Source organism: Microbacterium terregens, assembly GCF_039534975.1.
Lineage (GTDB): Bacteria > Actinomycetota > Actinomycetes > Actinomycetales > Microbacteriaceae > Microbacterium > Microbacterium terregens.
Map to the genome: position 1 here is coordinate 663,546 of NZ_BAAAWH010000001.1, position 14,493 is coordinate 678,038.

The window sequence follows — 14,493 nt, forward strand, 5'->3', positions numbered from 1 at the left end:
GGCGGCATCCGCTGATGGTGCGCGGGTTCCATCGGGTCCCCCCGCATACCACCCGGTACGGACGATACGCCGGCGGGCCGGACCCGCTCGCCCCGCCCGTCCCGGTGCAGGAAGCGCTGGAGGCGATCGGGCGCGATGTCATGTCCGGAACTTCGGCCGAGCGCGCCGTGCGCGAATACCTGCGCCGCGGCGCCCGCGATCAGCAGGGTCTCGACGACCTGGCCCGACGGGTGCGCGAGCGTCGCGCAGACCTGGTGCGGCGGCACCGGCTCGGCGGCACACTGGACGAAGTGCGACAACTCCTGGACCGCGCAGTGCTCGAGGAGCGCAAGCACCTCGTCCGCGACGTCGACATCGACGACGACGTCCGAGCGTTCGCCGAGATGCGGCTCGAGAATCTGCCCCCCAGCACGGCGGCGGCCGTGAACGACCTGTCCGACTACGAGTGGCGAAGCCCCGCGGCGCGTTCCGACTACGAGCGGATCAAGGAGCTGCTCGGCCGCGAGCTGCTGGACCAGCGATTCGCCGGGATGAAGAGCGCCCTCGAGAGTGCGACGGATGCCGATCGCCGAGCGGTCCGCGACATGCTCGGTGACCTGAACGACCTGCTCGAAAAGCGCCGGCTCGGAGAGGACACCGCCGGGGACTTCGACGAGTTCACGCGGAAGCACGGCGAGCAGTTCCCCGAGAATCCTCAGAATCTCGACGAGCTGCTGGACACCCTCGCGGAGCGTTCCGCCGCGGCCCAGCGGATGCTCAACTCCATGACTCCCGAGCAGCAGGACGAACTGATGAATCTCGCCGCCCAGGCGTTCGGATCGCCGGAGCTGATGCAGTCCTTGTCACGCCTCGACGACAACCTGCGTTCGTTGCGACCCGACGAGGACTGGAGCGGTTCGGCATCCTTCTCGGGCGACGAGCCGACCGGTCTCGGTGAGGCGACGGGAATCATGCAGGAGCTCTCCGACCTCGACTCGCTGTCCGACCAGCTGGGCCAGTCCTATCCCGGAGCCCGGATGGACGACATCGACGTGGATGCGCTCGGGCGCCTCGTCGGCGATGATGCCGCAGTCAGCGCCCGCGCCCTGCGCGACCTCGAACAGGAACTGAAGGACACCGGGATGCTGCATCGGGCATCCGACGGGGCGCTGCGGCTCACTCCCCGCGCGATGCGGCAACTCGGTCGTGCGCTGCTGCGGGACATCGCCACGCGTCAGTCCGGGCGCGGCGGCCGCCGTGAGACGCGTCACGCCGGGGCCGCGGGCGACCGCACCGGGTCGACGAGGGAGTGGGCGTTCGGCGACACCGAGGCCTGGGACATTCCGCGGACGGTGTCCAACGCCGTCCTGCGAACGGTCGCGTCCGGCGCAGATGCGTCAGCCGGAGTGCGGCTCGAGACACGCGATGTCGCGGTGGTCGAAACCGAAGAACGCACGCAGGCGGCGGTCGCGCTGCTCGTCGACACCTCGTTCTCGATGGCGATGGACGGGCGGTGGGTGCCGATGAAGCGCACCGCTCTGGCCCTGCATCACCTCATCTCCACGCGTTTCCGCGGCGACAGGCTTCAGCTGATCGCGTTCGCCCGGCACGCGGAGGTGACCGATATCGAGCAGCTGACGGCCAAGGATGCCGTGTGGGACAAGGGCACGAACCTGCACCATGCTCTTCTTCTCGCTCAACGGCACTTCCGCCGCAACCCCACCGCGCAGCCCGTCCTGCTGATCGTCACCGACGGTGAGCCGACGTCGCATCTGGATCCGGACGGCTCCGTGTACTTCGCCTACCCCCCGGACCCGCGCACAGTGGCGCTCACCGTGCGTGAACTCGACACGGTGCAGCGACTCGGCGCGCAGACGACATTCTTCCGGCTGGGGGACGACCCCGGCCTGGCTCGGTTCATCGACGCGCTCGCCCGCCGCGCAGGAGGACACGTGGTCGCACCGGAACTCGATGATCTCGGACGAGCCGTCGTGGAGAGCTACCTCGGGTCCCGCCACACCGGGCGCGGGTCACCCGAGGACTTCGGCGAGTTGCTCCGCGGCAGATCCTGGTGGTGACGGTGGGGCAAGGCCGTAGGCACGAGCACGGACGATCGCGGACACGGGAGGATGTGCAGTTTCGGGTCATGCCGTGACATCGCGCCGTTGCAGAGCCTCCGCGCTCGCCGCGATCACGACGGCGGACGCTGCCCACAACACGGCGAGCCCGAGCGCATCCGCCCCGTCGGAGAGCGGCGGCCGGTGATACGCCCACGAATACGGCGAGAGGATGCGCAGCCACTGCGCATCGGGAACCTGATTGGCGACCGCGTTGAGGGCGTAGCCGACGACGGCGATCCCGGCGCCGGCCGCCGTTGCCCAGGATCTCCGGCCGGTGAGAGCGCCGACCAGCAGAGCGGTGCCTCCGCCGAGCAGCGTCAGTCCCAGCAGTGCCGCCGTCGCGGCAACGATGTTCGCCGGGTCGATTTTCAGCTGCGACGGCACGTTCAGCAGCGCCACGATCATGCCGGCCACAGCGGTGAGCCACAGCAGGCGGACGAGCAGGGCCAGCGCCGCCTGTAGCGCGTAGGAACGCCGCCCGATGCCGTGGGCGAGGTCCAGTTCGAGGCGCCCCGACTCTTCGGCGCCCGCCACCGCGCTCGCTCCCCACGAGGTCGCCGCGATCGTCACCAGCACGAACCCGACGAGTCCGTAGAACGTGGCCTGCGCGTAGCCGGCACCCGTTCCGATCTGCTCATAGCCGAGTGCGGAGACCAGTTCCGGGGGCAGGCCGTCGATGATCTGCTGCAGCTGGTCGTTGCCGCCGATGCTGGGATACAGGGGAAGGTACAGGGCCAGGGCCGCCGTGATTCCCAGCGTCCATCCGAGCAGCCCGCGCCACGACTCCCGGAGCGTGCGCCGGAAGAGGGGCAGCTTACGCACGACCGCCCTCCTCCTCGCTTGCGCCGTAGAGGCGGAGGACGGATTCCTCAAGGTCGGGTTCCTCCACGGTGAGGTCGGATACCCGGTGCCGCGCGAGCGCTTTGATCACCGGATCGATGTCGCCCTCGATCGTTGCCGTCACGCGAACCGAGCCGCCCGGGTGCGCCGCCACGTGCAGATCGCTCAGCTGGCCCAGCGGGCGCAGCTCGACGTCGAGGATCCCGGGATCGGCATCCACAAGTCCGACACTGAGCCGCCGGACCGCTGCCAGGCGGAGGGATGCGACGTTCCCGTGCGCGACGATACGCCCCGCGCTCAGCACGGCGACGGCATCCGCGGTCTGCTGTATCTCGCTGAGCACGTGCGAGCTCAGCAGCACCGTCTGACCGGCGGCTCGAGCCTGCCGCACCATCTCGAGGAACTCCCGTTGGACAAGCGGATCCAGCCCGCTGGTCGGCTCATCGAGCACGAGCAGCTCGGGCTTGTGCATGAACGCCTGCACCAGTCCGAGTTTCTGCTTGTTGCCCTTCGACAGGGTCCGCACGGGCCTGGTCAGGTCCAGACCGAGACGCTCGGCGAGTTCGTCTCGTGCGCCAGGCGCGACCGGCCCGGACACCTGCGCGTAGAAGTCGAGAAGACGCCTGCCGGTGACGCGGCCTTCGAGCCGGAGGTCTCCGGGCACGAAGCCGATCCGGCGCCGCAGGGCCGGCCCGCCGCGCCTCGGATCGGACCCGAGCACGCGCGCGACACCCCCGGAGGGGCGGATGATGTCCAGCAGCATTCGCAGTGTCGTGGTCTTGCCGGCTCCGTTCGGACCGATCAGGCCGAAGACCGTGCCGGGTTCGACAGTGAGGTCGAGGGCGTGCACTGCCGTGCGACGTCCGTACCGCTTGTGCAGTTGCGAAGTCTGAATGGCAGGGGTCATACCCATGCTCCTCTCACGACGCTTCGCGCCGAGTCCGGACGGACGCTCGGCGAGATCGCATGTCTCTGGCGATCGCCCGCGCTGCTGCTCGCGCGTCGAGACCGATGCGTCCCAAAGACGCGGCGACCGTGAGCCCGGCCGGTCCGGCTGCGACGACGAGCACTTCGACATGCATGCTTCCCCCGACTGGAACGCTAGCGCGGGGGCCGGTGCCCGTCGAGCGGGTCGCCGCTCGTGGTCCAACCACTAATATGTGTTGCTATCTAGTGGTAGTCAGTGTTACCGTCTACTGGTACACAGTGACACAGAGTAGAACGGACGGTGGGTGATGGGCAGCCAGATGACCGAGATGCTCAAGGGCACACTCGAAGGCATCGTGCTCGCGATTCTGGACGTGCGCCCTGCGTACGGCTACGAGATCACGGCACGTCTTCGCGATCAGGGTTTCACCGACCTCGTCGAAGGCACGATCTACGCCCTGCTCGTGCGCATCGAGCAGCGCGGATTCGTGGATGTGGAGAAGGTCCCCTCCGAGAAGGGGCCGCCGCGGAAGGTGTACTCGATCAACGCGCAAGGGCGCGGACAGCTCGACGAATTCTGGAGGACCTGGAGCTTCCTCGCAGAACGTATCGGACAGCTCCACGAAGGAGAGAAGTGATCATGGTTGCGAAATGGATCGAGGCCCTCACCGGGTCCCTGGAGCAGAAGAAGCAGTACAAGCAGGACAGGGCCCGTATCGAGGCCCTTCCTGAGCCGTACGCAACCGCCGCGAAGGCGACTCATCGGTATCTGCTGGTGTCCGGGGGCATCACCGACGGGGACACGCTCGTCACGATGTTCGGCGACCTGGCTGACCTGTGGGAGCGCGCCGCCGTCGACGGCACGCCGCTGCGTGACATCGTCGGCGACGATCCGGTCGAATTCGCCGAGACCTTCGCGCAGGCGTACTCCGGCAAGCAGTGGATCGACAAGGAGCGCGCTCGGCTGAACAAGGCGATCGCGGACGCGGAGCGAGGAGGAGGAGAGCAATGACCTCGGATGCTGCGATCCGGGTGATGGATCTGCAGAAGTCCTTCAAGGACGTGGACGTGCTGCGCGGCGTCGACTTCGACGTGGCCCCGGGCAGCATCTTCGCCCTGCTCGGCTCGAACGGCGCCGGCAAGACCACCGTCGTGCGGATCCTGTCCACCCTTCTGAAACAGGATGCCGGTTCCGCCGCCGTGAGCGGCTTCGACGTCGCGACGCAACCGCAGAAGGTGCGGGAGTCGATCAGCCTCACGGGGCAGTTCGCGGCCGTCGACGAAATCCTCAGCGGGCGGGAGAACCTCGTGCTGGTCGCTCGGCTTCGGCACCTCAAGGATCCCGGGGCGATCGCGGACGACCTGCTCGCCCGGTTCGCGCTGACCGAGGCAGGGGGTCGGCGGGTGGCGACCTATTCCGGTGGGATGCGGCGGCGCCTCGACATCGCGATGAGCCTCATCGGGAATCCGGACGTCATCTTCCTCGACGAGCCGACCACCGGCCTGGACCCGCAGGCGCGCCTGGAGGTGTGGCAGACCGTCAGGGAACTCGCCAGCAGGGGAACGACGGTGCTGCTCACGACGCAGTACCTGGATGAGGCGGAACAGCTCGCCGACCAGATCGCGATCCTTCACCAGGGCCGGATCATCGTGAACGGCACTCTCGCCGAGCTCAAGCAGCTTCTGCCTCCGGCGAAGGTCGAGTACATCGAGAAGCAGCCCAGCCTCGAAGAGGTCTTCCTCGCGATCGTCGGCGAAGGCGACGAGAGCGTCAGCGAGGACACCGCAGGCGCCGCGCGGACAACCAGGAAGGAACGATCATGACCGCTACGCACTTCCTCCCCGACACCACCGTCCTGACCGGGCGGTCGCTGCGTCACATCCTGCGCAGCCCGGACACCATCATCACGACGGCGGTCACGCCGGTCGCGCTCATGCTGCTGTTCGTCTTCGTCTTCGGTGGAGCCATCGACACCGGGTCGTATTCGTATATCGACTACATGCTGCCCGGCATCCTGCTGATCACGATTGCATCGGGCATCGCGTACACGGCCTACCGGCTCTTCCTCGATCTGCAGGGCGGGATCTTCGAACGCTTCCAGTCCATGCCGATCGCACGGTCGAGCGCGCTGTGGGCGCACGTACTGACCTCGCTGGTTGCGAACCTGATCTCGCTCACGATCGTCGTGGGTGTGGCCTTCATCCTGGGCTTCCGCACCGGGGCGAGTGTGCTGGGCTGGCTCGCGGTGGCCGGCATCCTGATCCTGTTCACGCTGGCGCTGACCTGGATCGCCGTGATCGCGGGGCTCTCGGCCAAGACGGTGGACGGCGCGAGCGCGTTCTCGTATCCGCTCATCTTCCTGCCGTTCATCAGCTCGGCCTTCGTGCCCACCGACACGATGCCCGCTCCCGTCGCGTGGTTCGCCGAGAATCAGCCGGTGACGCCCATCGTCAACACGATCCGCGACATCTTCGCCCAGCAGCCCGTCGGCACCGACATCTGGCTCGCGCTGGCCTGGTGCCTCGGCATCCTGATCGTCGCGTACTTCGCCGCGATGGCGATCTACCGGCGCAAGATCAGCTGACCGCAGAGCAAAGGGTCCGGCCCCGTGGGGGTCGGACCCCGAGCGGCGGGCCGGATAGGGTGCAGGTGTGATTCCCGATCCCACGCCCCACGCCACGCGGCTGAGCGTGGAGGGGACGTTCAACTTTCGCGAAGTGTCGCCCGGCCTCCTCCGCCCGGGACGGCTGTATCGCTCCGATGCTCTGCACGGGCTCACCGCCCGGGGTCGCAGTCAGCTCGCAGGCATGGGAATCAGCCGAGTCATCGACCTGCGATCCCGGCTGGACAGGCGGCTGACGGGGCGGGACCGGCTCCGCGGCGTCGGGGCGGAGTATCTCAGCATCCCGATCCGAGGTGTCGGACGCAGATTCGATCCTTCGACGATCACGCTCGCCGCGGTGTATCGCAACATCCTGGAGCAGGAAGGCACTCAGGTGGGGGCGGCGATCCGCGCGATCGCGGATGCCGAGGGCCCCGTGGTCGTCCACTGCACCGCGGGCAAGGACCGGGCGGGGATCGTCGTGGCGCTGACCCTCCTCGCGCTCGGCGTCGACACCGACACAGTGACGGCGGACTTCGAATCGAGCGCGTCCAATCTCGCCGGCGTCTGGACAGACCAGATGGTGCGCAAGGCCCGCCGGTTCGGAGTGTCGTTGACGGATGAGTTGCTCGAGGTGCTGGCCGGGTCGCCGGCGTCCGCGCTGAGGGACGCGCTGCGGATCGTGGAGGAGGAACACGGCGGGGTGCCCGCCTACCTGAGTGAGATCGGCGTGGATGCCGCCGTCGTAGCCCGGCTGCACGCGGGGCTGGACCGACGCTGACGCTGCGGCCGCCCGTGCGCCCTTGACCCGCACAACTCCCGTTCGCCTGTCACGACATGCCGGCGAGGGCCGCGGTTCGTGACAGGCGAGCGGCGGGGTTGTCCCGCGCAACTCAGGTTCGCCTGTCACGACATGCCGGCGAGGGCCGCGGTTCGTGACAGGCGAGCGGCGGGGGAGCCTCAGGAAGCCGGGTCCGGGTCGTCGGCCCGGGACCACGCGATCGCGATCAGCCGGCGCAGCACATCGAGATCGATGTCGTCGAGCTTCTTCACGTAGAGACAGCCGGCGCCTTCGGTGTAGGTGCCCAGAGAGGGCAGCAGCGCTGCAGCCTCGGGCTGATCCTTCAGACCGTACAGCGACAGTTGCGCCTTGCGCGGTGAGAAACCGGTCTTCATCCATTCGCCATGGGTGCGTGGATTCGCCGGCGACACGTAGTGGTAGCTTCCGTATCCGACGATGGACGGCCCCCACAGAACGGGGTCTGTGCCGGTGACATCGCGGAAGATCTCGGCAAGACGCAGACCGTCCTCCTTCCGGCGGGCGGGAGTGGCCGCGTGCAGGAAGTCCTCGACATTCGCGTCCGTCGGCACCGTCTTCAATTCAGCCATGCGTCCAGTGTGACACTCGGTCCTCAGCGACGCGCGGGTGATTCCACCGTCGATCCCGAAGAAGACGAGCAGGCCGCGTCGGACGGATGATCGGGCGCGGGCGGTCGGTTGATACGGTCGAGCGGGACCGCACTCGTCGGTTCAGCCCTCTGATATCGGAGCCCCAATGACCACGTCTTCGTCCGCGGCACGCACCTACGGTCGAATCGGAGTCTGGCGCAGCGGCCCGCTTCTCACGCCCGACCTGGCTGCCGGCATCGAGCAGCTCGGCTATGGCACGCTCTGGATCGGCGGTTCCCCCGATGCCGACCTCGCCATCGCGGCGACGCTCCTGAACGCGACCGAGCACCTCAGGATCGCCACCGGCATCGTCAACATCTGGAAGTCGCCTGCCGCCGAGGTCGCGGCATCCTTCCATCGTCTGGAACGAACGCACCCGGGAAGGTTCACCCTGGGGATCGGTATCGGACACCGTGAGGCGCTCGGCGATCGCTATCAGAAGCCGTTCGCCGCGCTGGTCGCCTACTTGGACGCCCTCGACGCCGAAGGCGTGCCCGTCGGCCGCCGGGTGGTCTCGGCACTGGGCCCGCGAACGCTGGCGCTCTCGGCCGAGCGTTCCGCCGGCACGCACCCGTACATGACGACCGCGGCGCACACCCGCTTCGCTCGGGGCGTCGTCGGCCCTGACGCCCTGGTCGCGCCCGAGCAGCGAATGGTTGCGAATACCGACGTCGCAGCCTCACGGGCGACCGCCCGCACGTTCCTCTCCCGCTACCTCGCGCTGTCGAACTACCGTCGCACGCTCCAAAGCCACGGCTTCTCTGCCGCCGACCTGAACGACGGCGCCACCGACGAGGCGGTCGACGCTCTCGTGCCCCATGGAACACCGGCGGTTCTCGCGGCGGCAGTGCAGTCCCACCTGGATGCCGGTGCCGACCACGTCTGCGTCCAGATCCTCCCCGCACAGGAGGACCCGTTGCCTGCGTTGGCATCGTTGGCGAGCGAGCTCGGCCTGCGCTGAACGGCGACCGGGGGAGAGCTTCGCGATGGTTAATGACGGCGATCAGCCACGCCACCGGGTGGAATCGGTCGATCACGCGCTGAGCATCCTCCTGCTTCTCCAGGAGCAGCCAGAATTGCGCGTGACGGAGACAGCACGCGAGTTGGGGGTCGCCCCCTCCACGGCGCACAGGCTGATCACCACGTTGGCGGCGCGCGGTTTTCTCACTCAGGACCGGGTTACCAAGGCCTACCGCGCCGGATCGACTCTCATCGAATTGGGGATGCAGAGCACGCGTGCGCTGGATCTGCGGGCCGCGGGTGAGCCCCACATCAAAGCACTGGCCGGGCGACTGGGCGAGACGGTGAACTTGATGGTCCTCGAAGGCCGGTCGGTGCGATTCGTAGCGGGCTTTGAGAGCGATCAGCGGGTGCGCACACACGTGCTGACCGGCACGCTGCTGCCCGCGTACGCGGTTTCCGGCGGCAAGGTGCTCCTTGCCGAGATGTCCCGCGAAGCGCTCCGCGAGATGTACCCGGGCCGGCTGAAGAAGCTCACGCCGCGCACGAGAACGTTCACACAGCTGCTCGAGGAGCTGTCGATCGTCATGATGCGGGGATACGCGGTGAACCGAGGTGAGAGCGTAGCCGGGCTGAGCGCGGTTGCGGTTCCACTCCGCGACCACCTGGGCCGGACGATCGCGGCAGTGGCGATGTCGGCGCCGAGCGCGCGACTTCCACGGGCACGAATGCGTGAGATCGTCATCGAGCTTCGGGGGTGCGCCGCGCGCATCCGAGCCGATCTGTAGCGCGAGCGCTCACCCCGGCACCGGGCGGATTTGCCGTGCTGGAGATTCCGTCCTGCAGAATCGCGCGGCAGGTTCTGTTCCCCCATCTCGCCGTTGCGCGTTTGCTCATGGGACAGCGAGACCGCGCCGACGCGGTCTCTCGAAGGGAATTCTGCCGATGAAGACCGATGCCTTCTGCCACCTGCTGCCGCGCGAGTACGCGAAGCGCCTGTTCGCGATCGATGACAGTCCGGTCGCTCGCAACATCCAAAAGCGGGTCAGCAGCATTCCCGCGCTCGTCGACCTGGACGTGCGCTTCCGGGTGATGGATGAGTTCGGCTCGGACTACCGCCAGATCATCAACACGGCGGCGCCGCCGCTCGAGGACCTCGGACCAGTCGAGCGCACCCTCGAGCTCGCTCGTGTCGCCAATGACGGCATGGCCGAAATCGTCCGCGATCATCCGGATCGCTTCGCGGGATTCTGCGCTGCCGTTTCGCTCGACGACGTGGACGCCGCGATCGGCGAGGCCGAGCGCGCGTTCGACGAACTCGGAGCCGTCGGCGTGCAGATCTACACGCACCACCACGGTGGTCCGATGGATCAGGAGAAGTTCTTCCCGTTCTACGAAGCGGTCGCCAAACGCGGAAACAAGATGATCCAGGTGCACCCGTGCCGCGACTCCAGCTGGGCTGACTACAAGACCGAGGAGCGGTCTAAGTTCGAGATCTGGTGGACCCTCGGCTGGGAGTACGACCTGTCGGCGTTCATGTCCCGTCTCGTCTTCGCCGGCATCTTCGAGCGCCTACCGGAGATCAAGTTCCTCATTCACCACGGCGGCGCGATGATCCCGCACTTCGCCGGTCGGGTCGGCCCGGGATGGGACCAGCTCGGCGCACGCACGCCTCCCGATCAAGTCGAGGACGTGACGGGGTATCCGCTGACGAAGCGCCCCATCGAGTACTTCAAGAACTTCTACGTCGACACCGCCTACTTCGGAGCGGGCGATGCGATGCGCACGGCGATCAAGTTCTTCGGCGTCGATCACACGCTGTTCGGCTCCGACTCGCCCTTCGACCCGGAGAAGGGCCCCGGCTACATCCGGGCAACGATCGGCAATCTCCAAGAGATGGACATTCTTTCGGATTCCGATCGCGAAGCGATCTACCACGGAAATGTGACGAAGCTGCTCGGCCTGTGACCCACGAGGGAGCTCGTCCGCGGCCAGCGCGCACATCGCACGAACACCAACCGATCCCAGACAAGAGGTAACAATGAAGTTCCTGACCAAGCGCACGCTCGGTGGCCTTGCCACCGCCGCTGCGGCGGCGATTCTGCTGGCCGCATGCTCCTCCACACCGGCATCCCCCGCTGGCGCCTCCGATGTGCCCGATGCGGCCGCGGACAGTGAGCCGGAGAAGGCCAGCCTCACCATCGCGATCAATCCCTCCTCGCAATTCGCGCCGATGTACTACGGCATGGAATCCGGAATCTTCGAGGAGCACGGCCTCGAGCTCGAGATCGTGCCCCAGACGGACGTGGCGGCCATCGTGTCGGGCGTCGCGAGTGGGACGTACGATCTGGGTTTCGCGACGGTCGTGCACGTGCTGACGGCTAATGCGAACGGCATCCCGATTCGTGCGGTGGCCACCATCGAAGGCCAGATCCGTCCTGACGACGAAGGCACCGTGACCATCGCGTCGGCCGCGTCGGGCATCACGGACTTCTCCGGCCTCGAAGGCAAGAAGCTCGCGACGGTCGGATTGTCCTCCCACAACACGCTGACCGCCTGGGCGCTCGCCGAGGAAGCCGGCATCGACCCGAAGTCCATCGAGCTCGTCCAGTTGCCCTTCGGGCAGATGGCCGCGGCTCTGCAGAACGGCGACGTGGACGTCGCTGTCATGCAGTGGCCCTTCGCTGGAGACGCGCTGGCCAACGGCGGGGTCGCCCTGGAGTACAACAACCGCGTGATGTTCCAGGACACCGCGACGACGTTCTTCAATGCGTCGCAGTCGTTCATCGATCAGAACCCGAACACCGTCAAGGCGTTCGCCGACGCGATGGCGGAATCCATTGAGGCGGCGACCGCCGATCCGGATGCTGCGCGTGCAGCGCTCGTCCCCGGCCTCGGTATCACCACGGAGCAGGCGGCCGGAGCGCGCTGGAACATCGGCGGCGTGCCGCAGCTGAACCTGAAGGCATTCGAGACGGCTCAGAAGTTCCTCGTGAAATACAGCGAGGATGCGTCGGCCAAGTCGGCCATCGAGGCGCTGGACGTGTCGACATTGGTGTGGTCGGGCGCGCTCGAATAGACGGCGCTGCCGCGCAGTGACCACCCGTATTGACTGATGAACACGAGGAGCACGATGAGTACGACAGCACGCGGATGGATCACCTGGGTCCTCCCTTCGCTGACCGTGCTCATCGTGCTCTTGTTCTGGCAACTGATCACGGTCACGCAGGTGGTCAGCCCCAGCGAGTTCCCCACAATGACGGACTCGGTCGGGGCGCTGTGGGCCGAGGTTACCTCGGCCAGGCTCTGGAGTGCGGTCGGGGCGACCTTGATCGGGTGGGTGATCGGTATGAGCATTACGATCGCGCTCGGTCTCATCGTCGGCACCGCCCTCGCATTCAGTGACTTCGCACAGCGCAGCGCGGCACCCGTCATCGAGATCTTCAAGGCGATCCCCGCGATCGCCATCCTTCCGATCGTCATCCTCGTCGCGGGATCAAGCCTGCCGATGAAGGTGTTCCTGATCTGCTTCGCCGCGTTCTGGCCGTTCGTCATCCAGGTGATCTACGGCGTCCGGTCGATGGACCCGATCGTCCTGGACACCGCCAAGGCGCTCGGGGTCGGCGGGGTGCGGCGGTTCTTCACCGTCGTAATCCCGAGTGCGTCACCGTATCTCGTCACCGGCATGCGCATCGCGTCGGCGCAGGCGCTGATCCTCGCGGTCGTCGCCGAGATCGTGGGCGGCGCCGAAGGCATCGGCCGCAACATCCTGCTCGCCCAGAACGCCGGGACGAGCGCATACCCGACCATGTACGCATACATCCTCGTCGCCGGTCTGCTGGGGATCACGCTGACCGGAGCATTCTTCCTCATGGAGCGCAGAGTCATGCACTGGCACGAATCGCAGCGCAACATCCGCGCGTCCAACAAGGTGGCCGGCGCATGACCCGACTCATTACGAGCGCAGTGCCGACGGCGCGCCGGCGTCCGGTGCGCGCGTCCAGTCCGCTGCGGCGCGTCGCCCGAATAGCAACGGCCCTCTGGTTGCCCGTGCTGCTGGTTGCGCTGTGGTGGGCCGCCACTGCCTCCAGCACGTCGCCGTTCTTCCCACCCCTCGGGGACATCCTCGTCGAGACGTGGAACCAGTGGGTCGTCTTCGGCGCCTGGACGAACGCGGTCTCGAGCCTTCGCAATCTGCTGATCGGCTACGTCTTCGGCACGCTGATCGGCCTTATCGGTGGATCACTGCTGTGGCGCCTGCGGTATCTGCGGATCGCCGCGAACCCTCTCATCTACTTCCTGTACGTCTTGCCGGCGCCCGCCTTGCTCCCCGCGATGATTGCGATCTTCGGCATCGGCGACATGCGTCAGGTCGCCCTCATCGCCCTCGGATCGATCTGGCCGACGCTTCTGAACACTCTGGACGGCATGCGCGGGATCGATACCGTCAAGTTCGATACGGCCAAGGCGCTCCGGCTGGGGGGGTGGCGCACGTACTTCTCACTCGTCCTGCCTGGCGCCGCGCCCCAGATCGCTGCCGGGCTGCGCGCCAGCTTGACCGTCGGAATCATCCTGATGGTGGTCAGCGAGATGGTCGCGGCTCGCTCTGGCATCGGCTATTTCATCCTCCAGTCGCAGGCCGAATTCGCCATCAAGAAGATGTGGACCGGCATCATCGTGCTGGCCCTCATCGGAACCCTGCTGAACTATCTGTTCGTCCTCGTCGAGCGTGTGACGCTGCGCTGGTATTACCGGTCGCGCGCGCTCGGTGGATCGTAGAAGGAGTCCGACATGACGCTCACCGTTTCCACCGCGACCGAGGTCGTCCTCGCCGTCGAGGATCTCCGCAAGATCTACAACGAAGGCACCGATCAAGCCAACATGGCGATCGATCGGGTGTCCTTCAGCGTGGACAAAGGCGAGTTCGTCTGCATCGTCGGGCCCAGCGGCGCCGGCAAGACGACACTCTTGCGCTGCATCTCCGGCCTCGCCGCTCCCAGCTCGGGAGCGGTGACCTTCGAAGGCCGACTCCTGACGAGCGTCCCCGAGCAGCTCGGACTCGTCTTCCAGGACTACAGCCGGTCGCTGTACCCCTGGTACACGAACGGGAAGAACGTCGCGTTGCCGCTCGCCGCTCGCGGAGTGCCCAAGGCCGAGCGGGCTCAGCGCGTCAGCGAGGCGCTCGCCAGTGTCGGCCTGGGGCACGTCGAGAAGAAGTACCCGTGGGAGCTGTCCGGCGGTATGCAGCAGCGCGTGGCGATAGCGCGCGCGCTGTCTTATCGACCCGAGCTGCTCCTCATGGACGAGCCGTTCGCGTCCGTCGACGCGCAGACCCGCTTCGACCTCGAGGATCTGATCCTGAAGGTGCGGCGTGAGCTGGGGATCACCGTGGTGCTCGTCACACACGACATCGACGAGGCGATCTACCTGGGTGACCGGATCGTCGTGCTCTCGAAGAACCCGAGCGTCGTGAAAGAGGTGGTCGAGGTCTCCCTCGGTGAAGAGCGGTCGCAGGTGGAGACGCGATCGAGCGAAGACTTCCTCGCGCTGCGCAGCCACCTGCTCTCACTAGTGATGCCCCGCGACTCGTGAGCCGGTCCGAGCAGGTCGAACAG

At 67.0% G+C, this 14,493-nt stretch carries 16 protein-coding genes; 13 read left to right on the forward strand and 3 right to left on the reverse strand.

Annotated features, from left to right (window positions below):
• Positions 1-14: 14 nt before the first annotated feature.
• Entirely contained in the window at positions 15-2,057 is a 2,043-nt protein-coding gene (locus ABD655_RS03070; RefSeq protein WP_344711569.1) for a vWA domain-containing protein, read from the forward strand.
• Between the two features lie 66 nt (positions 2,058-2,123).
• Here the strand turns inward: ABD655_RS03070 and ABD655_RS03075 are convergent, their stop codons facing one another.
• Together ABD655_RS03075 and ABD655_RS03080 are read right to left on the reverse strand one after the other, a co-directional pair.
• Positions 2,124-2,921, reverse strand: coding sequence for an ABC transporter permease subunit (locus ABD655_RS03075; protein ID WP_344711570.1), 798 nt, complete (start codon positions 2,919-2,921; stop codon positions 2,124-2,126).
• On the reverse strand, positions 2,914-3,846 hold the full coding sequence (locus ABD655_RS03080; RefSeq protein WP_344711571.1) for an ABC transporter ATP-binding protein: 933 nt from the start codon (positions 3,844-3,846) through the stop codon (positions 2,914-2,916). The genes ABD655_RS03075 and ABD655_RS03080 overlap by 8 nt, the downstream gene beginning before the upstream one ends.
• A 328-nt stretch (positions 3,847-4,174) precedes the next feature.
• Between ABD655_RS03080 and ABD655_RS03085 the strand changes: the two genes are divergently transcribed.
• The 5 genes from ABD655_RS03085 (at position 4,175) to ABD655_RS03105 (ending at position 7,250) form a co-directional block, all read left to right on the forward strand.
• Positions 4,175-4,504: a PadR family transcriptional regulator gene (locus tag ABD655_RS03085; RefSeq protein ID WP_344711572.1), complete on the forward strand. Its 330-nt coding sequence runs from the start codon at positions 4,175-4,177 to the stop codon at positions 4,502-4,504.
• A gap of 2 nt (positions 4,505-4,506) precedes the next feature.
• Positions 4,507-4,878 (forward strand): DUF1048 domain-containing protein, encoded by a 372-nt coding sequence (locus ABD655_RS03090; protein WP_344711573.1) that lies wholly within the window; start codon positions 4,507-4,509, stop codon positions 4,876-4,878.
• Positions 4,875-5,690, forward strand: a complete 816-nt coding sequence (locus ABD655_RS03095; protein WP_344711574.1) for an ABC transporter ATP-binding protein — start codon at positions 4,875-4,877, stop codon at positions 5,688-5,690. The genes ABD655_RS03090 and ABD655_RS03095 overlap by 4 nt, the downstream gene beginning before the upstream one ends.
• A complete protein-coding gene (locus ABD655_RS03100; RefSeq protein ID WP_344711575.1) occupies positions 5,687-6,451 on the forward strand; it encodes an ABC transporter permease in 765 nt (254 codons plus the stop codon). Before ABD655_RS03095 ends, ABD655_RS03100 begins: the two co-directional genes overlap by 4 nt.
• Before the next feature lie 67 nt (positions 6,452-6,518).
• Positions 6,519-7,250, forward strand: a complete 732-nt coding sequence (locus ABD655_RS03105; RefSeq protein ID WP_344711576.1) for a tyrosine-protein phosphatase — start codon at positions 6,519-6,521, stop codon at positions 7,248-7,250.
• Positions 7,251-7,429: 179 nt separating this feature from the next.
• On the opposite strand, the gene ABD655_RS03110 is transcribed toward ABD655_RS03105, so the two are convergent.
• A complete protein-coding gene (locus tag ABD655_RS03110; RefSeq protein WP_344711577.1) occupies positions 7,430-7,858 on the reverse strand; it encodes a DUF1801 domain-containing protein in 429 nt (142 codons plus the stop codon).
• 166 nt (positions 7,859-8,024) lie between these two features.
• On the opposite strand from ABD655_RS03110, the gene ABD655_RS03115 reads away from it, so the two are divergent.
• From ABD655_RS03115 to ABD655_RS03145, 7 genes are all read left to right on the forward strand, one after another.
• Positions 8,025-8,879 (forward strand): TIGR03620 family F420-dependent LLM class oxidoreductase, encoded by an 855-nt coding sequence (locus ABD655_RS03115; protein WP_344711578.1) that lies wholly within the window; start codon positions 8,025-8,027, stop codon positions 8,877-8,879.
• 25 nt (positions 8,880-8,904) lie between these two features.
• On the forward strand, positions 8,905-9,666 hold the full coding sequence (locus ABD655_RS03120; RefSeq protein ID WP_344711579.1) for an IclR family transcriptional regulator: 762 nt from the start codon (positions 8,905-8,907) through the stop codon (positions 9,664-9,666).
• Between the two features lie 157 nt (positions 9,667-9,823).
• On the forward strand, positions 9,824-10,846 hold the full coding sequence (locus ABD655_RS03125) for an amidohydrolase family protein (RefSeq protein ID WP_344711580.1): 1,023 nt from the start codon (positions 9,824-9,826) through the stop codon (positions 10,844-10,846).
• A 73-nt stretch (positions 10,847-10,919) separates the two neighbouring features.
• Positions 10,920-11,957: an ABC transporter substrate-binding protein gene (locus ABD655_RS03130; RefSeq protein ID WP_344711581.1), complete on the forward strand. Its 1,038-nt coding sequence runs from the start codon at positions 10,920-10,922 to the stop codon at positions 11,955-11,957.
• Positions 11,958-12,011: 54 nt separating this feature from the next.
• Positions 12,012-12,824: an ABC transporter permease gene (locus ABD655_RS03135; protein WP_344711582.1), complete on the forward strand. Its 813-nt coding sequence runs from the start codon at positions 12,012-12,014 to the stop codon at positions 12,822-12,824.
• On the forward strand, positions 12,821-13,657 hold the full coding sequence (locus ABD655_RS03140) for an ABC transporter permease (protein WP_344711583.1): 837 nt from the start codon (positions 12,821-12,823) through the stop codon (positions 13,655-13,657). The genes ABD655_RS03135 and ABD655_RS03140 overlap by 4 nt, the downstream gene beginning before the upstream one ends.
• 12 nt (positions 13,658-13,669) lie before the next feature.
• A complete protein-coding gene (locus tag ABD655_RS03145) occupies positions 13,670-14,470 on the forward strand; it encodes an ABC transporter ATP-binding protein (RefSeq protein ID WP_344711584.1) in 801 nt (266 codons plus the stop codon).
• Positions 14,471-14,493 lie beyond the last annotated feature (23 nt).

Bases quoted from the DNA above. Each gene is read 5' to 3' on its own strand.
- ABD655_RS03115 (WP_344711578.1), top strand. From the start codon at position 8,025: ATGACCACGTCTTCGTCCGCGGCACGCACCTACGGTCGAATCGGAGTC.
- ABD655_RS03110 (WP_344711577.1), bottom strand. From the start codon at position 7,858: ATGGCTGAATTGAAGACGGTGCCGACGGACGCGAATGTCGAGGACTTC.
- ABD655_RS03130 (WP_344711581.1), top strand. From the start codon at position 10,920: ATGAAGTTCCTGACCAAGCGCACGCTCGGTGGCCTTGCCACCGCCGCT.
- ABD655_RS03145 (WP_344711584.1), top strand. From the start codon at position 13,670: ATGACGCTCACCGTTTCCACCGCGACCGAGGTCGTCCTCGCCGTCGAG.
- ABD655_RS03070 (WP_344711569.1), top strand. From the start codon at position 15: ATGGTGCGCGGGTTCCATCGGGTCCCCCCGCATACCACCCGGTACGGA.
- ABD655_RS03095 (WP_344711574.1), top strand. From the start codon at position 4,875: ATGACCTCGGATGCTGCGATCCGGGTGATGGATCTGCAGAAGTCCTTC.
- ABD655_RS03085 (WP_344711572.1), top strand. From the start codon at position 4,175: ATGGGCAGCCAGATGACCGAGATGCTCAAGGGCACACTCGAAGGCATC.
- ABD655_RS03120 (WP_344711579.1), top strand. From the start codon at position 8,905: ATGGTTAATGACGGCGATCAGCCACGCCACCGGGTGGAATCGGTCGAT.
- ABD655_RS03100 (WP_344711575.1), top strand. From the start codon at position 5,687: ATGACCGCTACGCACTTCCTCCCCGACACCACCGTCCTGACCGGGCGG.
- ABD655_RS03080 (WP_344711571.1), bottom strand. From the start codon at position 3,846: ATGACCCCTGCCATTCAGACTTCGCAACTGCACAAGCGGTACGGACGT.
- ABD655_RS03140 (WP_344711583.1), top strand. From the start codon at position 12,821: ATGACCCGACTCATTACGAGCGCAGTGCCGACGGCGCGCCGGCGTCCG.
- ABD655_RS03135 (WP_344711582.1), top strand. From the start codon at position 12,012: ATGAGTACGACAGCACGCGGATGGATCACCTGGGTCCTCCCTTCGCTG.
- ABD655_RS03090 (WP_344711573.1), top strand. From the start codon at position 4,507: ATGGTTGCGAAATGGATCGAGGCCCTCACCGGGTCCCTGGAGCAGAAG.
- ABD655_RS03125 (WP_344711580.1), top strand. From the start codon at position 9,824: ATGAAGACCGATGCCTTCTGCCACCTGCTGCCGCGCGAGTACGCGAAG.